We start from the raw sequence: 23,151 nt of genomic DNA, 5'->3' as shown, positions 1-23,151 counted from the left end.
GCTTTACGCCTTCGCCGCGGCGGGCTGCTGGGACGAGGGCTTCTGACCCGGGAAGACGTCGTTGACCTCTTCTTCGGACCAGCCCTGGCGCGAGATGCGCTGCAGCTCGTCCGTCACCGGCTTGCGCGTCGCCTGGAACCGTTCCAGCGCCTCCTTCACCGAGCCGGCCAGGGCCAGCGCATCGGCCAGCGCTCCCGCGTCCTCGATGGCGGAATTTGCGCCCTGTCCCTGGTGGTGCAGCATGGAGTGGGCCGCATCGCCCATGAGGACCACCGAGTCCGTGTGCCAGGTGTTAACAGGATCAATGTCGTAGACCGCGCGGATGTTCACCGTGTCCATGTCCAGGCCGCGGGCGATCTCAACGATCCGCTCGTCGAAACCTTCCACAGTCTTTAGGAGCTCTTCCTTGGTGATCGCGGGCGCCCAGGTGCTGTCCGGGTTCAGGGCGGTGATGTCGAAGGACATCTGGTTGCGGTGGCGCAGCGGCAGCAGATAGACCTTCGTGCCCCTGCCCATGTACATCCTCAGGTTGTCGTCAACCACCATGCCGTGGGCGTCGTCGGCGGAGATCACCACGCGGTAGGCGTGTTCGCCGGAGAACACCGGGCCCTTGTCGCTGAACAGCTGCTCGCGCACCACGGACTTGATGCCATCAGCACCGACCACCAGGTCGGCCTCGACGGTCTCCCCGTTGGCAAAGGTCAGAACGGAGTGGCCGCCCTTATCCTCGATGGTCTCCAGCCTGTGGCCAAGTTGCACCATGCCCTCGGGCAGGACGCTGAGAAGGGCCTCGATGAAGTCGCGGCGGTGGATGAGGTAGGTCTGCTTCTCTTGGCCAGACTCCGGCCAGGTGTCCTTCATGATCGGTTCCCCGGTGGCCGTGAGGATCTCGAAGTAGTCACTCGCCGAGCTCACCCTGGCGATCGCGTCATAGATCCCCCATTGACGGAACCGGGCCATGGTGGCGGGGCGCAGGCCGATGCCGGCGCCGACCTCTCCCATCTGGGGAGCCTGCTCATAGACCTTGACGTCTGCACCGAGCAGGCTCAGGGCCTTGGCTGCCGCAGCGCCGCCGTAACCTGCGCCGACGACGGCGATCTTGAGGTTCTTGATTTCTGAAGCCTTCATGGATTCATCTCTTTCTTGGCTTGACTTGGCCCGGGCCAAGTCTGGGGAACGGGTAAGTTGAGGTGGCCTGACCGGGGTCAGGCACTGAGCGACAGGAAGTCTGCCGGATTGTCCTCGAGCAGGAGTTTGATCGTGGCGTCGTCGATGCCGGCCGAGCGCATGTCGGGGATCATGTCCTCGAAGATGTAGTTGATGGTGTGGCCCTTCACTCCCGGCCAGCCCAGCGGGCTGCAGTTTGCGTCGGCCGAGACGAGGAGCTTGTCCGCATAGCCCTTGTTCACGAGGTTGACGAAGTGCCCCATGCGCTCGGCGCGCTTGCGGCCCCAAAACGGCGGATCGGGCAGCTCGAGATCGTAGCCGAAGGTGTCGAAGCCGATGCGACCGCCCTGCTCGTAAATCCAATCGTGCGGGGTGATCGGAGCGTTAAGGCCGTCGTCGGCGTGGCCGAAGAGCACACGGTCCAGCGAGAGGCCCTCTTCATTGAAGATGTTCACCGCCGGTTCGGGGTCGATCGCCAGATGGGTCAGGACCGGCGCGCCGGTGACGACGGCGGCGCGGGCCGCGGCCCGGTAAATGCGCTTATCCAGGTCCGTCATGCGCCCGCCGCGGCTCACGCCGACCTTAATGACGCCGGCCTTGGCCCCCGTGTTGCCGATGCCGACCGTGATCTCGTGGATGAACACCTTCGCGAGATAGTCCACGGTCGCGCGGGAGAAATGCGGCAGGGCGGTGTCGCCACCGACGAATCCGGTGCAGGCCACAATGTGCACACCTGTCTTGGCGGACAGGGACTTGTAGTAGTCCACGTCGCGGCCGTTGCAGATGCCCGTGGCGTCCACGAAGGTCCCGCCGCCATATTCGCGGAATTTCCGCAGCTTCGGCACGGTCTCCTCATAGGCCTGCTCGGGGGTCTTCCACCACGTCGTGTCGAGTTCGGACCCGGGCATGCCGTACCCGATGTGTTCGTGGACCGCCACGATTTCCAGTTCTTCGGCCGGGATGGTTCCCAGCACGGTATTGACCTTGGTCATTCGTTCACTCACCTCAGGGGTTCGAAAGTTGCTTGTGTGGGCCGACGGGTGCTTAGCGCACGGTCAGCAGGTTGCGCGGGTTGTCCACGAGGATGCGCCGGGCGTCCTCGTCGTTCAGGCCTTGGGCCTTGAGGAAGGGGGCGAACGTGGACATGACGTGGCTGAACGGCAAGTCGTAGTCGGGCTGCCCCTTGGCCACGCCGATCGAGTTGCCCGAAAGGATGATCTTGTCCGCATGGCCGGCCGCAACGAGCTTGAGCACCAGTTCGGCCCGCTCATGGTCGGTGAGGTAGTCCGCGTGGTCGTTCAGGCCCACGTGGTCGATTCCGACGAACGCTCCGCGGCGAGCCACCTCGAGGGCAGCGCCGTCGGCGTCCTTGCGGTCCAGGCCGCCGACGAGCACACGGTCGGCCTGGAGCTCTTCGGCCAGGACGATATCGAGATCGTGCCGCGCGTCGGCACCAAACCGGATAGACACCGGGACGCCGGTCTTCACGGCTGTCCTGGCCGCACCGCGGAACAGGCTCTCCTCTGTCGGGGTCATGCCGGCCCGGTCGGCCGTGGTGGCCACCAGCCCGGCGGCGCCACGCCGCTCAACACGGGGAACCACCATGCCCTCGGTGACTTCCCTGCTGAAGAGTTCGGCGAACCTCTCGGCGGGCCACGGCGTCGGCGGGTTGGTCTGCGGCGTCAGGAAGTAGCCGCCGAGCATTTCCTCCGGGCCCATGCCCGTCGACGCGACGATGTGCACGCCGGTAGAGCGCGACAGCGCCTCGTACAGTTTCACGTCGCGGCCGTGGAACATGCCCGTGCTGTCCACAATCGTTTGCCCGCCGTGCTCGCGGAAGCCCGTCAGCTTTCCGGCCAGGATCTCGAAGATCTCCGCCCGGTCCATGGAGATGTCCGGGGCGTACTGGGCCCCGGGAACCACCGACAGCAGCGCCTCGTGGACGGCAACCACACCCAATTCAGAAGCTGGGATGGGCCCAAGGACCGTATTGACGGTTTGTTGGGTCGGGGGGTGGAACGTATCACCGGTGGCGACGGGTGGGGTGGAACTCACTGGCTTCTCCCTTGAAGATCGGTGCCGAATGCAGGGGGCCGCGGAGCTTGACCGTGCCGGCGTCGCCCCGTTGCTGTGTAGCCAGCGTCACATATTTCTATACAGAGTGTCAAGCAAATATACGTGACGTACATTCATGGAGCTTCATGTCGGCTATATATCCAACAGTTCGTTAATACTCTTGACACTCTGTAAATATAATGGCCACAATGTGTTGAACGCCACATCCACCTCCGGCTCAGCCCGGGGCTAGTCCCGATGGGGCACCAGCCCTGGCGAAACGCCGGAGGATCGACCGGAAACAAAGGAGTTTCATCGATGAGTCAAACCTTTAAGGTGTCGAGCCGAGGCTCGGTACGCGCCACCTTCGTAGCCGCCTACAGCGCGGTCACGCTGGCCCAAATCACCAACGCCCTGCCAGGAGCCCTCAGCGGCACGTTTGCTGTGGAATTCCACACCTCGGGGGCTGGCCTGACCTGGATTGCAGGCATGTTCCTGATGGGCATCGTTGTGTTTGAGCTCAGCTGGGGCCTCCTGGGTGATGTTTTCGGGCGCAAGAAGTTGCTCTACGTCGGCGCTGCTGTAAGCGTTGTCGGCTCCGTGCTGGCCGCGCTGGCGCAGACCACCGAATTGATGATCTTCGCGCAGGCGGTTGGCGGCATCGGGGCCGGCATCCTGTTCCCCATTTCGCTGTCCATGATCGCGGCGATCACGCCGGACCACCGCGCACGGGCGAAGGTCATCGCCACGTGGGCAGGATTCCTGTCCCTCGGCGCGGTGATCTCCCCAGTGCTCGCCGGGTTCACGGCGCAGTTCTTCACCGTGCCGGGTGTTGCTCCGGGCGCACCGAACGCGTTCAGCGGCTGGCGGGCGGCCTACCTGGTTGCGGCCGCCATCGCCGTGCTGGTTCTCATCGTCGCGCTCCGGGCGAAGGACTCGGCGGCGGCGGAGGGGCGCAAACTGGACCTGCCCGGCCAGATTACGCTCGCGCTCGGCCTTATCGCCGTCCTCTACGCCACTGTGACAGCGGTGGATGCCGGCTTCGGCAGCGCCCAGGTGATTGCAAGCTACGTAGCCGGCGGAATCCTGCTGGTCGCCTTCGTCGTCATCGAATCACGCACCGCGCAGCCGCTGATCCACCTGTCCCTGTTCAAGAACAGCGCCTACTCAATCACCGGCGTAGTGGCGGTCACGGGCATGTTCGCCTTCCTCGCGATCTGCTTCAGCACGAGCGTCGCCGTCAGCGGCCTCGCCCTCGCCGAGACCTGGAAGATCGGTGTGCTCTTCGTCTTCATCCAGGGTCCCGCATTCGCCTTCATCCCGATGGTGGGATGGCTTATCCACCACGTGGCCCCGCGCTGGGTCCTCACCGCGGGTTTCGCACTCATGGCCGTCTCCGGTTTCTGGCTCTCGACATTCGCCCTCGGCACTCCGGAGGCCTTCGGCGGCACCCCATGGACGGCCTTCATCCCGCCGCTTCTCGTGCTCGGCATCGGATTCGCCCTTACGGTCGGCTCCGTCACGGCTGTTGCCATCAACACCGTCCCGCCCCAGCAGATCGGCATGGCCTCGGCGACGACGAACCTCCTTCGCGACCTCGGCTTCGCCCTCGGCCCCGTTGTCGGCTCAGCCATCGCCTTCGGCATCGGAGCGACGGCCTTCGCGGGTCCCCTTGCCGGGATCCTCGGCGGGGCGGGACTGCCCGCAGAGGCCGTCAGCGGGCTGGCGAACGTGCCGCCGCTGGGCTTCCTCGCCGGCTGGGACGGCGTCATCGCCCAGTTCACCGGTCAGGCAGTGGCCGGCGGCGCACCCGCTCCTGCCGTCGACGGCATGGTCCAGGCCCTCAACGCCGCACAACCGCAGATCCAGGGCGTGGCAGGGACCTCGCTGGGCCAGGGGTTCCAGGCTGTGTACCTCACCGCGGGCATCGCGGCGGTCCTCTCCGCCATTCTTACCCTCTTCATCTCCGCACGGTCTTCGGCACCCACGTCCGTTGCCGTCGCGGATACGACTGAGACGAACGTCGAGGCTGCCGTCTAAGACTGACGGCGCGTCCCGACCCCAACCACCCGCAAGGAGAACACCGTGACTGCACCCATCGAATCAGACATCGACATCTGGAACGACGACATCCTCATCGACCCGTACCCCACCTACGCCGCGCTGCGCGAGCAGGCCGCCGTCGTCCATCTGCCAAAAAACGACCTGTACGTCCTGACGCGTTACGACGCCATCCGCGAAGCACTGGGGGACCCGGAAACCTTCTCGTCCACCAGCATCGGTTTCAACCCCATGGTGAACGAGGCGCTGCAGGGCACCTCGCTGGCCTCCGACCCGCCCACTCACACGCAGCTCCGCGCCACGCTGTCCCAGAACCTCACCCCCCGCGCCCTCCGCGGCCTGAAAGTCACCATCGACGAGAAGGCGGACAAGCTCGTCGCCGAGCTCGCCGCCAGCGGCAGCTTCGAGGCCATCGATTCGCTGGCCCGCGCCTTTCCGATCGAAATCGTGGCCGACCTCATTGGCTTCAGCGGACACGTCAAGGACAACATGCTGCGCTGGGGCCAGGCCGCGATGCAGGTCATCGGCCCGCTGAACCAGCGCACCCAGGAGAGCTTCCCGATCGCCGGCGAGCTCTACGGCTGGTGCTCCACGGTCACCGCCGAGGACCTCACCCCCGGCTCAATCGGCCGCGGAATCTTCGACGCCGAGACCCGCGGCGAAATCCCCGAAGGCTCCGCAGGGCACATCATCCACCAGTACCTGGGGGCGGGTGTCGACACGACCATCGCCTCCATCGGGAACATCATCGCCCTGTTCGGCCATCACCCCGAGCAGTTCAAGCTGGTCCGGGAGAACCCGGAACTCGTCCCCGCAGCTTTCGCCGAAGTGCTGCGCTACTGGGCACCGATCCACGTCTGGGGCCGCAAAGCAACGCGTGATGTTGAAATCGACGGCGTCACCATTCCTGCAGGCGCCCAGGTGGGCATCCTCTTTGGCGCCGGCAACCGCGACCCGCGGCACTACGAGAACCCCGAAACTTTTGATGTGCTCCGCAACCCGGTGGACCACCTCGCCTTCGGCTATGGACCTCACGGCTGCGCCGGCCAGGGTCTGGCAAAGCTTGAAGCGCATGCGGTCATCGAGGCACTTGCCCGCAGGGTGAAAACGCTGACCATCTGCGACGAGGTCCGCGAACCCAGCAACATCACGCGGAGCCTCGAGTCGCTGCAGGTCGCAAAGGTGGTGGCAGCATGAGGATCGAACTGGACCGTCCGCGCTGCGAGGGGCACGGTCTCTGCGAGGAAGCGGCACCTGCACTCATGCACCTGGATGACGACGGCGAACTGGTCATCGATGTGCCCGAGGTCGACGGGTCCCGGCTTGATGCCGCCAAGGCGGCGGTCAGGGTCTGCCCGGTTGCCGCGCTGCGGTTGACCGCGGCATGACGATGCGCAGGATAGTGGTGGTCGGCAACGGCATCGCAGGGCTCACCGCCTGCGACTCGCTGCGCTCGGCCGGCTTCGACGGTGAGCTCACGGTGGTCGGCGCAGAGCGCCACCACCCCTACAGTCGCCCGGCCCTGTCGAAGGCGCTGCTGCACGGTGTTAATGGGGGCGGCGTCGACGATCTCCAGGCTCATGAGTTGCCCGAGCCGAGCCACAACGCGGCCGAGCTGCTCGGGATCAGCGCCACGGGTCTCGACGTCGACGCCCGCCTGGTCCGCCTCGACGGGGGCGGTGAGCTGCCGTATGACGGCCTTGTCATCGCCTCCGGATCCCGGGCGAAGCGCCTCGCCGCGGGACCCGGGCCAGGAGGAACGCAGGGGGACGGCCCGCCCCGGGAGCTCACCCTGCGCACCATCGAGGATGCGGTACTCCTCAAGGAACGCGTCGCGTCGCGCCCCACGGTCATCGTGATTGGCGGCGGACCGCTCGGCATGGAGGTCGCGTCCGGATGCCTGCACATGGGCAGCGAGGTCACCCTCGTCGCCGACGCCAAGCCGCTGTCCCGCCAGTTGGGTGACCATCTGGCCGGGCTCTTCACCTCCGCCGCCCTCCGCCGCGGACTCCGGGTGGTCCGCGGCGGCAAGGCCCGCTTGGTCGATCACGGTGCCGGGTCCAAAGTTGTCTTGGCCGACGGCACCGAACTCGAAGCGGATCTCGTCGTCACGGCCATCGGCGACGAGCCAAACATCGACTGGCTGGCCGGCTCCAGGCTCCTGGTCGACGGCTCGCTGCGGGTGGACACCCGAGGCCGGCTCCGGCCGGAGATTGTGGCAGCCGGCGACGTGGCGTTCTTCCCGACGAACCGCGGGCTGCAACGCGTGCCCCTGTGGACCAGCGCCATCGACCAAGCCAAGGTCGCTGCCGTCGGCCTGCTCCAAGGCGACGCGGCGCCCGAACTCAACTTCCAGCCGTACTTCTGGACGGAGGGCTTCGGCCTGTCGCTCAAGTCGGTCGGCTTCACCCCCGTGGCCGGCGCCCCCGACCACTGCGAGCCGGGCAACGGCCCGGAGTCGGTGCTCCTGCGCTGGGAGAACCAGGACGGCTCCGGAACCGCCGCTGCGGTCAACTACAGGATCCCCATCCCCAAACTGCGCCGACTGGCCGACGCCGGGCCGGGAGCGCTCCGCCCGGCAGCGCCCGTGACCGTCTGATGCGCGGCTGCGCGCAGCTTGCTTTACAGCGTGTCAGGCCGCTTGCCGTAGCGCATCTTTGCTCCTCCGCCGGGCAACTACCGCACACCATGGATAGGATTGGCTCATGTCGTCACTGCGAGAGGCCCAGAAGCAGCTGACCCGTGACATGATCATCGACCGCGCGCTCGAGCTCTTCACCGAGAAGGGCTACGCTGCGACGACGATCGACGAGATCGCTGTGGCGGCCGGGACAACCCGGGCGACGTTCTATGCGCACTACCCCACGCGCGCTGACCTGATGAGGGACTTCATGGCGCGCGTGAACGCCGTGCTCGACCGCGCGGATGGCCCCGGCCTGGCGACCACCGCCGCCGGGCTCGTCGACGTGGTCCGTGGCGGCGAGCTGGAAGGGATCCTTGCCTGGCTCGAGTCGCGTGCTGCGCTCTGGCCGGTCTTCCGCCCTTACCTCGACGTGCTCGACGAGGCTGCCGCCGTCGACCGCGAGGTGCGGGCGTTGGTCCGCGGGTGGCATGAGGAGGTCATCTCCGACATCGTCCGCGGCATGCAGCTGGCCGGCCGCTTCCCGCAGGAAACGCACCACATTCGAGGAACACTTGCGTTCACCCAGCTCGACTACGTCGCCACGCTTTGGACGCGACGCAAACTCGAGCCCAACCGCGACCATGCGCTCGAAGTGCTCGCCGACAGCTGGTACCACCTGCTCTGCGACGAAGGCTAAGAGTGAGCCACCCGTAGTCCTTGCCGTCCGGCGCGTGCTCAGTACAGGAAGATCGGCAGCCAGTCGCGGTTGTGTGCGTGGACCAGCGCGAGGAGCAGGACGAAGTCGAACGTCAGGTGCACAGCCACAACGTAGGTGAGGGACTTCGTCAGCTTAAACGTGTAGCCCTGCAGCAGCGCAAACGGGAACGTCAGCAGCGGCCCCCACGACTGGTAGCCGATCTCCCACAGGAATGACGAAAAGATCACGGCCTGCAGGATGTTGGCCAGCCAGTCCGGAAAGTGTTGCCGCAGCAGCGTGAACGCAGTGCAGATGAAGAACAGCTCGTCCCAGATGCCGACAGCGTTCACTCCGAGAAAGAGCCGCCAAAAGATGGCCGGGTCGGTTGCGTCCGGCCAGTTTTGGTAGACCCCGGTGCGGATCAGGTACGCGGGCAGAATGAAGTAGCCGAGCAGTACGACGCCGGCCAGGTACAGCTTTGCGATCAGCGGCCATTTCCGGCCGGTTTTCACCGGAAACCGGATGATTCTCTCGCCGTAGACGAACCGCGATACCAGCCACGGCACGAGTACGGCCAAGGCGAGGGCGCCGCCCATGAGGACGATGTGCTGCGTGCTCAAGTCAGCGTTCAGCGGCACCGCGCTGATGATGACCATGCCCGCCGCGACCAGCGCAAGGTGCCGCAGCAACGCGCGGTCGATGAAAGCCGCAGTGACCAGGCCCATGGCAAGAATTCCGTAGCCAAGGTGATTTTCTGCCCCAAACAGCACCACGCCGGACACCGAGACAAGCGCCGCCGGCACCAGCTTCCAGCTGAGCGCGGTGCGTGGAGCGTCCGTCGAGATCGATTGCACCCCACCAGCATGTCAGTGCCGACGACGGCACGCATCGTTCGCCGGAAAGCGCACGTGGGGTGCCGCCGTCGCCTGTCCCATCCCTTGCCGGGCTCAGTTCCGGCTCAGGAACTACCGCAAGAAATGTCAGTGCGCGCCGGGCCAGCCGGTGTAGGCCTCGGCGAGGTAGGCGCGGCCGTGGCGGGATGACACCACCGACTTGAGTTCGCCGAGCTGGCGGGCGCGGGCGAAGTCGTCGCCGTCGGCCGGGGTGTGGAGCATGGAGGTCATCCAGTAGGAGAACTGCTGGGCCTTCCAGACCCGGTCCAGTGCGTTGTGGCTGTAGGCATCCAGGAGTGCGGTGTTTCCGGTTTTGTAGAAGCTGTCGAGGCCCTCAAAGAGGACCTTGACGTCGTGCAGGGCCAGGTTCAGGCCCTTGGCCCCGGTCGGCGGGACGGTGTGGGCCGCGTCGCCGGCGAGGAACAGCTTGCCGTGGCGCATCGGGGTGTGCACGAAGCTGCGGAACTTCAGGACGGTTTTGTCGATGACCGGGCCCTCCTTGAGTTCGAAGCCGTTGCCGTTGACTCGGCTGCGGAAGGTGTCCCAGATCCGGTCCTCGCTCCAGTTGGCGACGTCCTCGTCCGGGTCGCACTGGAAGTACATCCGCTGGACGGTTTCGGTCCGCTGGCTGATCAGCGCAAAGCCGTTCCCGGAGTTGGCGTAGATCAGTTCCTCTGAGCTGCGCGGGGCCTCGGCCAGGATCCCGAACCAGGCGAAGGGATATTCGTGGAAGTACCACTTGCGCTGGGCTTCGGGGATCTGGAAGCGGCTGTGGCTGCGCGAGCCGTCGGCGCCGGCGATGAAGTCCGCCTGGAGCTCCCAGTCCACGCCGTCGGCGTCGGTGAACCAGACTTTCGGCTTGCCTTCGAGGTCGTGGATGGTGGTGCCGGTTACGCTGTAGCGCACGTCGCCGCCGTCGGCCCGGCGCCGTGCGGCGAGGTCGAGGAACACATCGGTCTGGGGGTAGAGCCAGACGGACTCGCCGACGAGGTCCTGGAAGTCGATCCGGTGGCTCTCCCCGTTGAAGCGCAGTTCGATTCCGTCGTGGCGGTCGCCGTCGCGCAGTACCCGGTCCGAGACGCCGCTGTCCACGAGCAGGTTCACGGAGCCATGTTCCAGGATGCCCGCGCGGACGGTTTCGGAGATTTCCCGGTGGCTGCGGATCTCGATCACGGTGGATTCGATGCCCTGCTTGGCCAGCAGGTGCGAGAGCATCAGGCCTGCCGGGCCGGCGCCGATGATGGCGACCTGGGTGGTGATGATCTTGCGGCTTGCCATGGGTGTCCTCGCTTCATTGCGGTGCCGGACTGCGGGGCGGCCGGCCGGGTGGGTGCTTGCTACAGTGTGCGCCCGGCCACGTGAGGTGCGTTACTCGGATTCCGTTGAATGGAATACATGCCAGGTTCCGGATTCTGCAGTTGCCGACCAATTCCGCGGGCGGCGGTCTGCAGGGCCGGAACCAGCGCCTGGAGCCGCATCTCCCGCAGGGGAACGACGGCGCCGAGCGCCGCCACAGTCCGGTTTCCCGCGTCGCGCACCGGTACAGCAATGCCCCACGTGTCCGGATCCACGACGCCGGCCAGCTGCGCGAAGCCCATGCCGGCCGCCTCGTCCAGCAGGGCGCGGATTTCCTCCGGCTGCACCTTCCCGGCGGGATCGTGGAATTCCCGCACGTACTTTGTCTGCACGGCGGGCGGCTGGTTGGCCATCAGTGCCAGCCCGACGGAGGACAGGTGCACCGGCATCCGGCCCGCCACCCGGGCCCGGTTCGCCACAGATCCGCGGCGCGACAGCCGCTCGACGAACAGCGCCTCCCCGCCCTCCAGCACGGCGAGGTTCACGTTCTGGTTGAGCACCTGCTGGATGTCCTCCATAAAAGGCATGGCAGCCTGGCGGAGGGCCAGGGTGGGCGAATTCCGGTTGACCAGCTCCCACAGGCGCAGGCCCAGCCGGACCGACCCGCCGCTGCTCAGCTCCAAGAGCCCGTGGCCGGCAAGCTGTCGGACCAGCCGGTGGGCCGTGCTCAGTGGCAGGTCGGCCCGGTCCGCAAGCTCGGAGAGGGACAACACGGTGACCCCCTCCGGGAACGCTGCGATCACCCGGACCACACGGTCCACCACCGAATCGCCGGTGCCTGAATTAGCCATGGCCATCACTTCCGTTGAATGGATCCTGCTGCCACTCTACGTGCCCGGACGGCTCTCTGGGCTCTCCGGGGGCCCTGCGCCGGGCCGGGAGCGGCATTCCGCGTATTTCTGCGGCAACTGCCGCCGCGCCCGAACCCGACTGACTGGTTTATTCCTCGTGCCCCTGGTCGCGGCTCATCTGGTCCTCGGCCGGCGGGGTCTCTCCCGGCGGTACTCCTCCGCCGGGTTCCAGCCCGGTGATCTTCCCGCTGAGCGGATCCGGGTTGGCCGAGGAGGCCGGGTCTGCCGCGCCGTCGCCGCGCGCTCCCGGGTGCTCTGCGCGGTCCGCCTGCTTCGGCGGATCCGGATTGGCCGGGTCATTTTCAGGATGATAGGTGCTCATACTTCTGCCTTTCGTGGGTCGTTCTGGCGGTATCTTCCGGCTATGGCTTCAGGACCACCTTGATGCAGCCGTCTTCCTTTTTCTGGAAGATCTCATAGGCGGCTGCGGCGCCGTCGAGGGAGATCTCGTGGGTTTTGAGGTCCATGACGCCAAGCGGGTCGGCGGAATCTTCCACGAGCGGGAGAAGTTCGTCCGTCCACCGGCGGACGTTGCACTGGCCCATCCGAAGCTGGATCTGCTTGTCGAACATGGTGAGCAGGGGCATGGGGCTGGCTGTGCCGCCGTACACTCCGCTCAGCGAGACGGTCCCACCCCGGCGCACGGAGTCGATGGCGGCATGGAGGACCGTCATCCGGTCGACGCCCGCGGTCTCCATGGCCTTCTTGGCCAGGGCGTCGGGCAGGAGACCCACCGCGTTCTGTGCAAAGGCGCCGACGGGCGAATTGTGCGCTTCCATGCCGACGGCGTCGACCACCGCGTCGGGGCCTCTTCCGTCGGTCATGTCGCGAAGCTGGTCACCGACGTCCTTGGTGAAATCGATCGTTTCCACTCCGTGCCGCTCGGCCATGCGGCGGCGTTCCGGAACGGGTTCGACGGCGATGACCCGGTGGCCGAGGTGCCGGCCCACCCGGCTGGCGAACTGCCCCACCGGTCCGAGGCCGAAGACGGCCAGCGTCCCGCCGACGGGGACGTCGGCGTACTTCACGCCCTGCCAGGCGGTTGGAAGGATATCCGAAAGGTAGAGGTATCGCTCGTCGGGCAGTTCCTGCCCCACCTTGATCGGCCCGTAGTCGGCGTGGGGCACGCGCAGGTATTCTGCCTGGCCGCCGGGGACCGACCCGTAGAGCTCGGAGAATCCGAACAGGCTCGCCCCGCTGTTGTGCGCATGGACCTGGGTTGTCTCGCACTGGGACTGCAACCCCTGTTTGCACATCCAGCAGTGGCCACAGGAAATGTTAAACGGGATGACCACCCTGTCGCCGGGCTTGAGGTTCATGACTCCGGACCCCACCTCCTGGACAACCCCCATGGGCTCGTGGCCCAGGATGTCGCCCGACTTCATGTACGGCCCGAGCACCTCGTACAGGTGAAGGTCGGAACCGCAGATCGCCGATGACGTGATCTTCACGATGACGTCCGTTGGTTCCTGGATTACCGGATCCGGAACCTCCTCCACGCTGACCGATCGTTTTCCCTGCCAGGTAAGTGCCCTCATGCCCGCTCCTTCAGTTGCTGTTGGAATTAATAAGTATGCTGACCAATCTGATTATTGCCTGCCTGCGCTTCGATGGGAAGGCGGCCCGGTGCGCGGTGCACAGTGCTGGCGGGCTGTCGATCGGCCTGCCGGCGGCCCGACGCCTATGCTTATGGAATGGAAAGTGTTCGCGCAGACGAGGGGCCGGTGAAGGCTGTGGACCACCGCTCCCTGGCCGTCTCCGTGATCGACATTTCCGCCGACATCCGCCGGAAATCGCTCAATGACACCGGCGTCCGGCCGCTGTCCAACGGCGTGCTGGAGATCCTTCGCGTCATCGAAAGCCACCCGGGCATCACTGTCGCGGAAGTCGCCGCCAGGCTTGGCCGGCAGTTCAGCAACGTCAGTGTCCAACTTCGGGAACTGGTCGCCGCCGGCCTCGTTACGCGCACCCGCGACGCCGCCGACAAGCGCTACGTCGCCCTCCACCCCACGCCGGAATCGCAGCGGATCAAAGCGCTCCTTGAGGGCGCCTGGGCAGAAGCGCTGGCCGCCGCGAGTTCACGCCTGCTGCCTGAAGAGCGCGAGCAGATCGCCGCCAGCCTGCCTGCCCTGCAGCGCCTCGCCGCGCTTCTCGCCGCGCCCGAGTAGCGCATCTCCCCGCCCAAATCACGTCCGAGCGCCCATCGACGGTAGTTATACTTGCATAAGTATTATTACTTTGAAGGGTGGAAACAGGCGTGGCAACACAGTTGGCAAAAGCAGGCACACAGCAGGGGAGCAGGCCCAAAAGCCGCTGGTGGGCGCTGGTGTTCCTGGCCCTCGCGCAGTTCATGGTGGTGCTCGACGGCACCATCGTGAACCTGGCGCTGCCGCGGCTCCAGGTCGAGATGGGCATCAGTGACTCGACGCGTTCCTGGGTGGTGACGGCCTACGCCCTGGCCTTCGGCGCCTTCCTGCTGCTCGGCGGCCGGATCGCCGACTTCTGGGGCCGCAAGCGGACCTTCATCGTGGCCGCCGTCGGCTTCGCCGTCGCATCCCTGGCCGGCGGCATCGCGCAGCAGCCGTGGGAACTGATCGGCGCCCGAGCGCTGCAGGGTGTGTTCGCGGCGCTGCTGGCCCCCGCCGCCCTTGCGCTCCTGACGGTCGCGTTTCCGGGCGGAAGGGACCGCGGCACGGCGTTTGCGATCTTCGGCTCCATCACCGGCGTCGGTGCCGCCGCCGGCGTCCTGCTGGGCGGGTTCCTCACGGAACACGTGAGCTGGCGCTGGTGCTTCTTCGTGAACGTGCCGATCGCCCTCATCGCCCTCGCCGGCGTATGGTCCCTCGTCAGCGAAAGCAAGGCCCAGGGATCCACCAGGTACGACTGGCCCGGCGTTGTCCTGGCCGCCCTCGGCCTGGGGTCCCTCGTGTACGGCTTCACCAACGCGGAGCATGGCTGGGACGCCCCCGAAGCCTGGGGTTTCATCGCCGCCGGCGCCGCGCTCATGGTGCTGTTCGTCGCCGTCGAGAGGAAGGTCAAACACCCGCTACTGCCGCTGCGCGTGGCCACCGAGCGGAACCGCGGTGCGGCCTTCCTGGCCTCGTTCCTGTCCGGCGCAGTCCTCATCGGCGGCATCCTCTTCATCAACTTCTACATCCAGATAGTCCTCGGCTTCGCACCGTTCCTCGCCGGCCTCGCTTCGCTGCCCATGACGGTAGCGGTGCTCATCACGGCGGGGCTCGTGGCGAAGAACCTGCCGAAACTCGGGGCAAAGATCCCGACGGCCGTGGGCCCGGTCTTTCTGGCGGCTGCGATGCTTTGGCTCTCCCGGGTCAGCGCCGAGGGCAGCTACCTCGTCAACATGCTGCCCGCGCTGCTGCTCATGGGTATCGGCCTGGGCATGGTCTTTGTGCCGATGCAGAACCTCGCCCTGTTCGGCGTGGACAAGGACGACTCCGGTGTCGCCAGCGCCCTGGTCAACGCCTCGCAGCAGATCGGGGGGTCCCTGGGCATCGCGCTGTTCAGCACCATCGCCGCAGCGGCCACGGCCGGCGGCGTTTCCCTTGCGGCGCTTTCGACCGGCTACGCCATGGTCTTCCTGTGGGCCGCGGGCGTCGCGATCCTGATCGCCCCGATCGCGGTGCTGCTCATCAACATCGACCCCGCCACGTTCACCGGCACCGACGGCGACGCGGCGGTCGTCCACCTGGGCTGACGGGCTGCTGCTCCGTCCGGAGGCAACCAAGCACAAAAGCGGAGGCCCCTCCGCCTGAACTGTTCAGGGGAGGGGCCTCCGCTTTATCGATCGTTGAGCTGGCCTCAGATCCACTTGGGCGCGGCAGGAACGCTCTCGTTTGATGAGCCAGTGCCCGGCGCGGAGGCGGTGACGCCGCCGTGGCCCCGCCCTGCTGCCCATTCGACGACGGCCGCCAGCGGTCCGGAGACCACGGTGGGGGACGCCGACGTCGTGTCCCCGAGCGTGAGGTCGCGGTCGGTTACCTTGACCAGAAGGCCCTGATCGGTGCCGCGGGTCTTCCAGGCGCCGGTGATGTCGTTGAGGAGCCGTTCCAGGACGGGGGCCGGGATGTCGGTGAAGGCGGCGCCGTTGGCCAGGTCCACGGCGTGCATCCAGACTTCGCGGCTGCGCATCCAGACCGTTTCCGTGGCGGGCACCTCGCGGCCTTGGATGGTCCGCACCTTGTGGTGCCAGGCGTCCCCGGGCAGGTCCCGCCATTCGACGTTCAGGTGCACGGCGGAGTGGTCGAAGAGGTGCCGCAACGCGATCGGGCTCAGCGTGGCGCCGAAGTCGATCTCGTGGTCCCGGACGTCGGTGGAGGCGTACATCGGGGTTTCCACCCCGGTGGCCGCCCACTCGATGAGCCGGGCGATGGCCCGGGCGTTGTAGCCGATGTGCGCCGTGATGTGGCGGCGGGTCCAGCCCGGCAGCAGCGAGTCGCCGTCGAGCTCCGCGTCACTGAGCTCGTTGAGCTTGCGGGCGAAGAACGCCGTGCCCCGGCGCGCCTGCAGCAGGGCTGCAAGGAGCTCCGGGTCCGTCGTCTGGTCGTGGCGGGCAACCATCAGGCTTCCTTGACCACGCGGTTCTTCAGCTGTCCCAGGCCCTCGATGGCGGTGACCAGGATCTGGCCTTCCTGCAGGTAGCGCTTCGGGTCCTGGGCGTGGCCCACGCCTCCCGGGGTGCCGGTGGCGATGACGTCGCCCGGGTTCAGCGTGATGATGGTGGAGATGTAGGAGACCAGGAACTCCGGGGTGAAGACGACGTCGTTGGTGGGGGTCTGCTGCTGGATGTCGCCGTCGACGGCGGTGGTCATGAGGCCGCCGCTGAACTCGTCCTTGGTGACCAGGGCCGGGCCGAACGGGGTGGACTTCTCCCAGGTCTTGCCCTGCAGCCACTGGATGGTGCGGAACTGGTAGTCGCGCATGGACACGTCGTTGAGCACGGCGTACCCGGCGATGTGGCCGGCGGCGTCGGCTTCGGAAATCCGGCGGCCCTTCTTGCCGATCACGACGGCGAGTTCGGACTCCCAGTCGACCGTGTCGGATTCCTGCGGCAGGGCCAGGTCATCGTTCGGGCCGATCAGGGATTCCTGGTACTTCGCGAACAGGGTGGGGAACTCGGGGACTTCCCGGCCCATTTCCTTGATGTGGTTGCGGTAGTTGTGGCCCACGCAGATGATCTTGCCGGGGGAGGGGACCACGGCGTCGAGGTCCGCGCCCTCGAGCGGGTGGGTGGCGCCGTTCGCGTTCTGCGCGGTCGCTTCCCAGCCCTCCGAGCGGAGCAGCGCTCCGACGTCGGCGAAGCCGTCGATCTCGGTCAGGGTGTCGCCGTCCTGGCGCACGGCCTTGGTTACTGTCTTGTCCCCAACAGAGGTGCGGAGGGTGAGGAGTCTCATTTGTTGTTGCGTCCTTCGATGTAGGTGCGGTTGAAGTTCAGCCGTTCGAAAATGGGGGCGTCGCTGAAGCGGAAGAGATCGAACTCCGTTTCCGCCTGCAGTGACCACTGGGCCCAGGACGGGACGACGAAGAGGTCGCCCTTTTCCAGGGTCCTGGTTTCGCCGTTCAGGACCACGGAGCCGGAGCCCTCGAAGACCTGCCAGACGCTGGAGCCGACCTCGCGCACGGCCTCGGTGGAGGCGCCGGCGCGGAGGCGGTGGAATTCGGCCCGGATGGTCGGCATCACGTCGCCGCCGGTGGTGGGGTTGGTGAAGCGGACGGCCGCGTGGCCCTGGGACACGGTGGCCGGGTGGCCCTCGTCCTCGAGCAGCAGCTGCTCGGCCAGTGCGCGGTCGGTGTGCTCCCAGCGGTAGGCCGCGATCGGGGAGCTCGTGGTGTCGTCCAGGCCCGAGAGGGGACGCAGGCCCGGGTGCGCCCAGAGCCGCTCGGACCGGGAGATGTCCGGGGTGGCCTCGTCGGTGACGCGCTCCGTGCCGAACTCGAAGAACCCGGCGTCGGCGTAGTGCACGAACGGGATGTCCAGACCGTCGATCCAGGCCATGGGCTCATCGGTGTCGTTGTGGTGGCCGTGGAAGTTCCAGCCCGGGGTCAGCAGGAAGTCGCCGCGGGACATCCGTACCGGGTCGCCGTTCACCACGGTCCAGACGCCTTCGCCCTCGACCACGAAGCGGAACGCGTTCTGGGAGTGGCGGTGTTCCGGGGCGGTCTCGCGGGCACCGAGGTACTGGATCGCAGCCCACAGCGTGGGGGTGGCGTACGGGGTGTTGCCCAGGCCCGGGTTGGCCAGCGCGATGGCGCGGCGTTCCCCGCCGCGGCCCACCGGAACCAGGTCGCCGGCGCGGGCAGCCAGCGGATACAGGTCGCTCCACCGCCAGACGTGGGGCACCGCCTTGGGGGTCGGGACCATGGGCATGAGGTCCGCGATCTCGGTCCACAGCGGGATCAGGTTCTCGCGGTCAAAATCCCGGTAGAGCTCCTGAAGCTGGGCGGCTTCTTCGGGCGTCGGCTCCGGGGCAGTGTGCCCGGCGGCCACTGATTCGTGAGTCGTGTTCTCGGCGCTGATGGACACGGAGGCCTCCTCGGTAGGGTCAGAACAGTTCATTGGCGTAGTTCGACTCTACGGACGGCGCAGTGTGATCCCCAACATATTCTGCTGGACAGAATCGTTGGGCGGGCTGTCAGTCCGGCTCGGCCGGATTGGCCGCGATATCGATCTCCAGCTGCCGGCAGGTTTCCCGCAGTGCGGGGACGAGCCCGGCGTCGAACACCCTGCGGAAGCGGGTCGCCGGGGTGGCGACACTGAGCGCGCCCACCACGAGCCCGTGCCGGTTGTGCAGAGCGATGCCAAGGGCGCTCACACCGTCCTCCGTGCCTTCGAAATTTGCGGCGAAGCCGTTGCTGCGGATGGACTCCAGCTCGCGCAGGAACGCAGCATATTCCGCGGCCGGAATGGTGTCCCCGCCGATCTCGGCATTGTTGCTGCGGAAGAGCTGGTCGATCATCGCGGGTTCCAGTTCGGCGAGCATGGCCTTGCCCCCGGATGTTCTGTTGGCGGGCATCACGGTTCCCTGCCGGTCACCCACCCGCAACACATTGTTCCCCTCGACGGTGGCCAGGAAACGCACCTTTGTCCCCACCCGCACCATGAGGTTGACGGTCTCGTTGAGCCGCGCGGAGAGCAGTTCCATGTGCGGCTGGGCCAGCGAGCGGAGCAGCCTGGTCCAGCTCAGCCCGGCCGGCCCGACGCCCATCGCCGGACCCGGCACGTAGCGGCGGGTTTCATCCTGCACTGCGAAACCCCGGTAGACCAGCATCGCCAGGAGGCGGTGGGCGGTGGACGGGGCCACGCCCAGCTCCTCGGCGGCGTCCTTGAGCCGCAGCGTCCCGCCGTCGCGGAGCAGCTGCAGGAGCTGCAGCGCGTTGTCCACCGCCTCGATGGAATAGGTCGGCCGCTTCTGGACGGGCTTCCGGGCCGACTTGGACGCTGGCTTGTTCTGCACATCAGAATTGTATTGTGGTTCACCTGCGGCGGCTAGGACAGTTAGTGGCATGAATCACACACCTTCCGCTGCAGCGCCGCACCGGTCCCCGCCAGGGGCTCCCGCACCCACTGCCGCCGACGGGCCCGCCTCCCGGTTCTCGAAAGGCTCGGCAGCCGCCGTCTTCGTCTGCTGGCTCCTGGTGGTCTTCGACGGCTACGACCTGATCGTCTACGGCACTGTCCAGTCCTCACTGATCTCGGAGACCGGCTGGGGCCTGACGAAGGCCACCGCCGGAACCATCGGTTCCATGGCCTTCGTCGGCATGATGATCGGAGCGATCTTCGCCGGCCGCATGGCCGACTCGTGGGGCCGCCGCCGCACCATCCTGGGCTGCGCCGTCGTCTTCTCGGTCTTCACCGTCCTCTGCGCCTTCGCCCCCAATGCCGCCGTCTTCGGCGCCCTTCGGCTCCTTGCCGGCATCGGGCTGGGCGGCCTGGTGCCCTCGGCCAACGCCCTCGTTGCCGAACTTGTCCCGACCAAATGGCGGTCCACCATCGCCACCCTGATGATGTCCGGTGTCCCGATCGGCGGATCCATCGCCGCCCTGGTAGGCATCCAGCTGATCCCCGCCTTCGGCTGGGAGTCCATGTTCCTCGTGGCCGGGCTGGCCCTGGTGATCGTGGTGCCGCTGGGGCTCAAATACCTGCCGGAGACGCTGGCCCCGGCCAGTGCCGCAGACAAGGCCGCCCGCAAGGCCGCCGGCAAGGCCCACACGATCAAGGAGCCGTCGGGCTTCTCCTCCCTCCTTCGCGCCCCGTACCTGGGGGTCAGCATCCTGTTCGCCCTGGCGACGATCGCCACGCTCTTCGCCTGGTACGGGTTGGGCACCTGGCTGCCCAACCTCATGCAGCTTGCCGGTTACAACCTGGGTTCCGCCCTGACGTTCGCGCTGGCCCTGAACCTCGGTGCGGTGGCCGGTTCGGTCATCACGGCCTGGGCCGGCACCCGCTTCGGCCCGGTGCCGACCGCCATCGCCGCGGCTGCCGTCGCCGCCGGCGCGCTGATGGTCCTGGTCGCCGGACCCCCGGTCACGGTCGTGTACCTCATGCTGGTCCTCGCCGGCGTCGGCACGCACGGCACGCAGTGCCTGATCATCGCCGCCGTCGCGAGCCATTACCCCGGCCACCTGCGCGGCACCGCGCTGGGCTGGGCGCTGGGGACGGGCCGCATCGGCGCCGTCGCCGCACCCCAGGTCGGAGGCCTCCTGCTGGCCGCCGGGCTGGGCGTCAATTCCAATTTCCTCGCCTTCGCCGGGGCAGCCGCGATCGCCGCGGTCCTGCTGGCCGCCGTCGGCCTCAAACTCAAGTCAAAATCCTCAATCTCACCCTTATCAACAGGAGCAAGCAATGTCTGAGCACGTCCAGTCCACCGGTGACCAGTCCACCGATGTCCTCGTCATCGGAGGGGGAATGGCCGGACTGGCCGGGGCCCTCGCGCTGCGGGAAAACGGCGCCAACGTCACCCTGGTGGAGCGGGCTCCCGAATTCGGCGAGGTCGGCGCGGGGCTGCAGATGGCGCCCAACGCCTCCCGCGTGCTGAAGCGCTGGGGCCTGCTGGAGAAGGCGCTGGAAATCGGCGTCCAGCCCAAGCACCTGGTCTTCCGCGACGCCGTCAGCGGGGAGGAGCTCACCCGCCAGACCCTCAACGGGGAATTCGCGGACCGCTACGGCGCGCCGTACGTCGTGATCCACCGCAGCGACCTGCACCGGGTCCTGCTCGAGGGCTGCGAGGCGGCCGGCGTCAAGCTGGTCAATGACGTCATGGTCGAAAGCGTGGAAACCGTCAACGGCCGCGGCGTGGCCCACACCGCCGCCGGCGTGGACTACGAGGCCGACGTCGTGATCGGCGCCGACGGGCTCAAGTCCACCCTCCGCCCGCTCGTGGCCACCGACGAGCCGGTGCCGTCCGCCTACGTCGCGTACCGCGGCACCGTTCCGATCACCGCGGACACCCCCAAGGCCGACCTCGAGGACGTCATTGTCTACCTCGGCCCGGACTGCCACCTGGTCCAGTACCCGCTGCGCAAGGGCGAGCTGCTGAACACCGTGGCCGTCTTCAAGTCCGCCTCGTTTGAGCGCGGCGAGGAGCAGTACGGCGGCGTGGACGAGCTGGAGGCCGCGTACAAGGACTGCGTCCCGGCCGTCCAGGAAGCACTGAAGAACCTGGCCACCGGCATCCGCTGGCCCATGTACGACCGCGACCCGATCGAAAACTGGGTCGCCGGCCGGATGGTGCTGATGGGCGACGCCGCGCACCCGATGCTGCAGTACCTCGCCCAGGGCGCCTGCCAGGCGCTGGAGGACGCCGCCGTGCTGCAGGACGCGAGCATGGGCACCGTCTTCACCGCCGACGGCGTCAACCCCGGTGGCTGGGACGGTGCGATCAAGGAGTTCAATACCATCCGCGCCGGCCGCACCGCCCGGGTCCAGCGCACCGCCCGCGTCTGGGGCGAATCCTGGCACGTCTCCGGCCTGGCCCGGACGCTGCGCAACCTGCTCTTCAAGAGCAGGAAGGACAACGACTTCCGGTACAACGACTGGCTGTACGGCCAGGACGGCGACGGCGTCCCGGCAGTCCGCGAGGCCCGTTCCACCCTGGCGGACCGGGTTTCCGCCTGACCTGATCCGAACAACGCGGGGTCACCTGGCGCCCGTCCCGAGGTCTGGGATGGACGCTAGGTGACCCCGCGTTGTTTGTTTGGCGGGCCGGGCAGGATCTTGCCGGCGCGCAGGACCGCCACCAGCTCGAAATCCGGGTCCACGGCGACGATGTCGGCGCGCATCCCGGCCCGGAGCGCCCCGATCTCGGCCTCCAGGCCCAGGACCCGGGCAGGGACCAGGGTTGCCGCCAGGACGGCGTCGGCGGGGCTCACCCCGCCGGCAATGGTGGTGCGGACAACCTCCAGCAGCGTCGCCGTGCCGCCGGCGAGGGCGCCGTTGCTGCTCAGGGTGGCCACGCCGTCGTGCACCACCACCTCAGACGGACCCAGGGCGTAGTCGCCGTCGGGCAGCCCGGTTGCCGCCATGGAGTCGGTCACCAGCGCGATGTTTCCGGCGCCGGCCAGGTCGAACACCATCCGGACGGTCTCCGGGTCGAGGTGGACCCCGTCGCCGATGAGCTCGACGACGGCGGTCCCCGCCGCCGCCAGTCGCAGGCAGGCCGCGGCCGGCCCCGGCGACCGGTGGTGCAGCGGCGGCATGCCGTTGAACAAATGAGTCACCGTCGGCCGGGCACGCGGCCCGAATCCCCGCGCAGCGCTGCCGATGAAGTCTGCGGCCTCCGTCAGCGAGGCGGCAGCCGTCCGCGCATCGGCGTCGGTGTGGCCCAGCGAGGGCGTGACACCGTGTCCGGTGAGCATCCGGACCAGCTCGCTGGCGCCCGGCAGTTCGGGGGCGTAGGTCACCGTCCTCAGGGCACCGCCGGCAGTGTCCAGCATTTCCCGCAGCAGTTCAGGATCGGGGTCCCGGAGCCAGCGGGGGTTCTGCGCGCCGCAGCGGGCGCGGGAGAGGAAGGGGCCTTCGGAATGGATCCCGGCGATGAGTCCCTCGGCGGTCAACGCTTTGAGGACGCCGAGTGCCCGCAGCAGCTCATCGGCCGGGGCGGTGACGAGGCTGGCCAGCAGCGTGGTGGTCCCGTGGCGGTGGAGAAAGTCCACGGCCTCCCGGCAGGCCTGGTCGTCTCCGGTCGGGAATCCGCCGCCAGCCGCGCCGTGGCAGTGGAGATCGACGAGTCCGGGCAGCAATGAGCTGCCGGGCGGCAGCGGGAGCTCCTCGGCGCCGGGGAATTGCGTGGGGTCATAGCCGCTGCTGGGTCCCGCGTAGGCGATCCGGCCGCCCGTCACGGCCACGATGGAGTCCGCGGACCGGCCGCCGTCCGTGAGGAGGGCGCCGCGCAGGATGTAGGCGGGAGCGGCTTCGCTGGATTCCGGCATCTG

22 protein-coding genes are annotated in these 23,151 nt (G+C 67.5%); 9 read left to right on the top strand and 13 right to left on the bottom strand.

Going from position 1 to position 23,151, the window contains the following annotated elements:
* Window positions 1-3 precede the first annotated feature (3 nt).
* From AC1DF4_RS05485 to AC1DF4_RS05475, 3 genes are all read right to left on the bottom strand, one after another.
* Window positions 4-1,128, bottom strand: coding sequence for an FAD-dependent oxidoreductase (locus tag AC1DF4_RS05485; RefSeq protein WP_476911924.1), 1,125 nt, complete (start codon window positions 1,126-1,128; stop codon window positions 4-6).
* A 77-nt stretch (window positions 1,129-1,205) separates the two neighbouring features.
* A complete protein-coding gene (locus AC1DF4_RS05480; RefSeq protein WP_476911923.1) occupies window positions 1,206-2,159 on the bottom strand; it encodes a phosphotriesterase family protein in 954 nt (317 codons plus the stop codon).
* A gap of 52 nt (window positions 2,160-2,211) precedes the next feature.
* Window positions 2,212-3,222 (bottom strand): phosphotriesterase family protein, encoded by a 1,011-nt coding sequence (locus tag AC1DF4_RS05475; protein WP_476911922.1) that lies wholly within the window; start codon window positions 3,220-3,222, stop codon window positions 2,212-2,214.
* A 318-nt stretch (window positions 3,223-3,540) separates the two neighbouring features.
* Between AC1DF4_RS05475 and AC1DF4_RS05470 the strand changes: the two genes are divergently transcribed.
* The 5 genes from AC1DF4_RS05470 to AC1DF4_RS05450 all read left to right on the top strand — a co-directional run bounded on the left by AC1DF4_RS05470 (window position 3,541) and on the right by AC1DF4_RS05450 (window position 8,603).
* Window positions 3,541-5,262: an MFS transporter gene (locus AC1DF4_RS05470; protein WP_476911921.1), complete on the top strand. Its 1,722-nt coding sequence runs from the start codon at window positions 3,541-3,543 to the stop codon at window positions 5,260-5,262.
* Between the two features lie 45 nt (window positions 5,263-5,307).
* Window positions 5,308-6,480, top strand: coding sequence for a cytochrome P450 (locus tag AC1DF4_RS05465; RefSeq protein WP_476911920.1), 1,173 nt, complete (start codon window positions 5,308-5,310; stop codon window positions 6,478-6,480).
* Window positions 6,477-6,671: a ferredoxin gene (locus AC1DF4_RS05460; RefSeq protein ID WP_476911919.1), complete on the top strand. Its 195-nt coding sequence runs from the start codon at window positions 6,477-6,479 to the stop codon at window positions 6,669-6,671. The genes AC1DF4_RS05465 and AC1DF4_RS05460 overlap by 4 nt, the downstream gene beginning before the upstream one ends.
* Window positions 6,668-7,882: an NAD(P)/FAD-dependent oxidoreductase gene (locus tag AC1DF4_RS05455; RefSeq protein ID WP_476911918.1), complete on the top strand. Its 1,215-nt coding sequence runs from the start codon at window positions 6,668-6,670 to the stop codon at window positions 7,880-7,882. Before AC1DF4_RS05460 ends, AC1DF4_RS05455 begins: the two co-directional genes overlap by 4 nt.
* Window positions 7,883-7,988: 106 nt before the next feature.
* Window positions 7,989-8,603 carry a TetR/AcrR family transcriptional regulator gene (locus AC1DF4_RS05450; protein WP_476911917.1) on the top strand — a complete coding sequence of 205 codons (615 nt, stop codon included), beginning with the start codon at window positions 7,989-7,991 and terminating at the stop codon, window positions 8,601-8,603.
* Window positions 8,604-8,641: 38 nt separating this feature from the next.
* On the opposite strand, the gene AC1DF4_RS05445 is transcribed toward AC1DF4_RS05450, so the two are convergent.
* From AC1DF4_RS05445 to AC1DF4_RS05425, 5 genes are all read right to left on the bottom strand, one after another.
* Window positions 8,642-9,457: a CPBP family intramembrane glutamic endopeptidase gene (locus AC1DF4_RS05445; protein ID WP_476911916.1), complete on the bottom strand. Its 816-nt coding sequence runs from the start codon at window positions 9,455-9,457 to the stop codon at window positions 8,642-8,644.
* A gap of 126 nt (window positions 9,458-9,583) precedes the next feature.
* Complete coding sequence (locus AC1DF4_RS05440; protein ID WP_476911915.1) at window positions 9,584-10,774, bottom strand: 4-hydroxybenzoate 3-monooxygenase; 1,191 nt, start codon at window positions 10,772-10,774, stop codon at window positions 9,584-9,586.
* A 59-nt stretch (window positions 10,775-10,833) separates the two neighbouring features.
* Window positions 10,834-11,643: an IclR family transcriptional regulator gene (locus AC1DF4_RS05435; protein ID WP_476911914.1), complete on the bottom strand. Its 810-nt coding sequence runs from the start codon at window positions 11,641-11,643 to the stop codon at window positions 10,834-10,836.
* A gap of 148 nt (window positions 11,644-11,791) precedes the next feature.
* The gene (locus AC1DF4_RS05430; RefSeq protein ID WP_476911913.1) at window positions 11,792-12,025 is read right to left on the bottom strand and encodes a DUF6480 family protein; all 234 of its coding nucleotides are present in this window, start codon (window positions 12,023-12,025) and stop codon (window positions 11,792-11,794) included.
* A gap of 40 nt (window positions 12,026-12,065) precedes the next feature.
* A complete protein-coding gene (locus AC1DF4_RS05425) occupies window positions 12,066-13,241 on the bottom strand; it encodes a zinc-dependent alcohol dehydrogenase (RefSeq protein ID WP_476911912.1) in 1,176 nt (391 codons plus the stop codon).
* Window positions 13,242-13,397: 156 nt separating this feature from the next.
* Here AC1DF4_RS05425 and AC1DF4_RS05420 point away from each other — a divergent pair, with 156 nt between their 5' ends.
* Window positions 13,398-13,871, top strand: coding sequence for a MarR family winged helix-turn-helix transcriptional regulator (locus tag AC1DF4_RS05420; protein WP_476911911.1), 474 nt, complete (start codon window positions 13,398-13,400; stop codon window positions 13,869-13,871).
* 89 nt (window positions 13,872-13,960) lie between these two features.
* Window positions 13,961-15,418 (top strand): MFS transporter, encoded by a 1,458-nt coding sequence (locus tag AC1DF4_RS05415; RefSeq protein ID WP_476911910.1) that lies wholly within the window; start codon window positions 13,961-13,963, stop codon window positions 15,416-15,418.
* A 104-nt stretch (window positions 15,419-15,522) separates the two neighbouring features.
* On the opposite strand, the gene AC1DF4_RS05410 is transcribed toward AC1DF4_RS05415, so the two are convergent.
* The 4 genes from AC1DF4_RS05410 to AC1DF4_RS05395 form a co-directional block, all read right to left on the bottom strand.
* Complete coding sequence (locus AC1DF4_RS05410) at window positions 15,523-16,281, bottom strand: maleylpyruvate isomerase family mycothiol-dependent enzyme (RefSeq protein WP_476911909.1); 759 nt, start codon at window positions 16,279-16,281, stop codon at window positions 15,523-15,525.
* Entirely contained in the window at window positions 16,281-17,114 is an 834-nt protein-coding gene (locus AC1DF4_RS05405) for a fumarylacetoacetate hydrolase family protein (RefSeq protein ID WP_476911908.1), read from the bottom strand. The genes AC1DF4_RS05410 and AC1DF4_RS05405 overlap by 1 nt, the downstream gene beginning before the upstream one ends.
* Entirely contained in the window at window positions 17,111-18,244 is a 1,134-nt protein-coding gene (locus tag AC1DF4_RS05400; RefSeq protein WP_476911907.1) for a cupin domain-containing protein, read from the bottom strand. The genes AC1DF4_RS05405 and AC1DF4_RS05400 overlap by 4 nt, the downstream gene beginning before the upstream one ends.
* Window positions 18,245-18,353: 109 nt before the next feature.
* Entirely contained in the window at window positions 18,354-19,175 is an 822-nt protein-coding gene (locus AC1DF4_RS05395) for an IclR family transcriptional regulator (protein ID WP_476911906.1), read from the bottom strand.
* A gap of 49 nt (window positions 19,176-19,224) precedes the next feature.
* Between AC1DF4_RS05395 and AC1DF4_RS05390 the strand changes: the two genes are divergently transcribed.
* Window positions 19,225-20,571, top strand: a complete 1,347-nt coding sequence (locus AC1DF4_RS05390; RefSeq protein WP_476911905.1) for an MFS transporter — start codon at window positions 19,225-19,227, stop codon at window positions 20,569-20,571.
* Window positions 20,564-21,835, top strand: a complete 1,272-nt coding sequence (locus AC1DF4_RS05385) for an FAD-dependent oxidoreductase (RefSeq protein ID WP_476911904.1) — start codon at window positions 20,564-20,566, stop codon at window positions 21,833-21,835. The genes AC1DF4_RS05390 and AC1DF4_RS05385 overlap by 8 nt, the downstream gene beginning before the upstream one ends.
* 56 nt (window positions 21,836-21,891) lie before the next feature.
* Here the strand turns inward: AC1DF4_RS05385 and nagA are convergent, their stop codons facing one another.
* Window positions 21,892-23,148 carry an N-acetylglucosamine-6-phosphate deacetylase gene (nagA, locus tag AC1DF4_RS05380; RefSeq protein ID WP_476911903.1) on the bottom strand — a complete coding sequence of 419 codons (1,257 nt, stop codon included), beginning with the start codon at window positions 23,146-23,148 and terminating at the stop codon, window positions 21,892-21,894.
* Window positions 23,149-23,151 lie beyond the last annotated feature (3 nt).

It is taken from the genome of Arthrobacter sp. 05N429 (assembly GCF_056397045.1).
The sequence above is the reverse complement of the archived record's forward strand: the minus strand, read 5'-3'. Positions and strand labels throughout refer to the sequence as shown.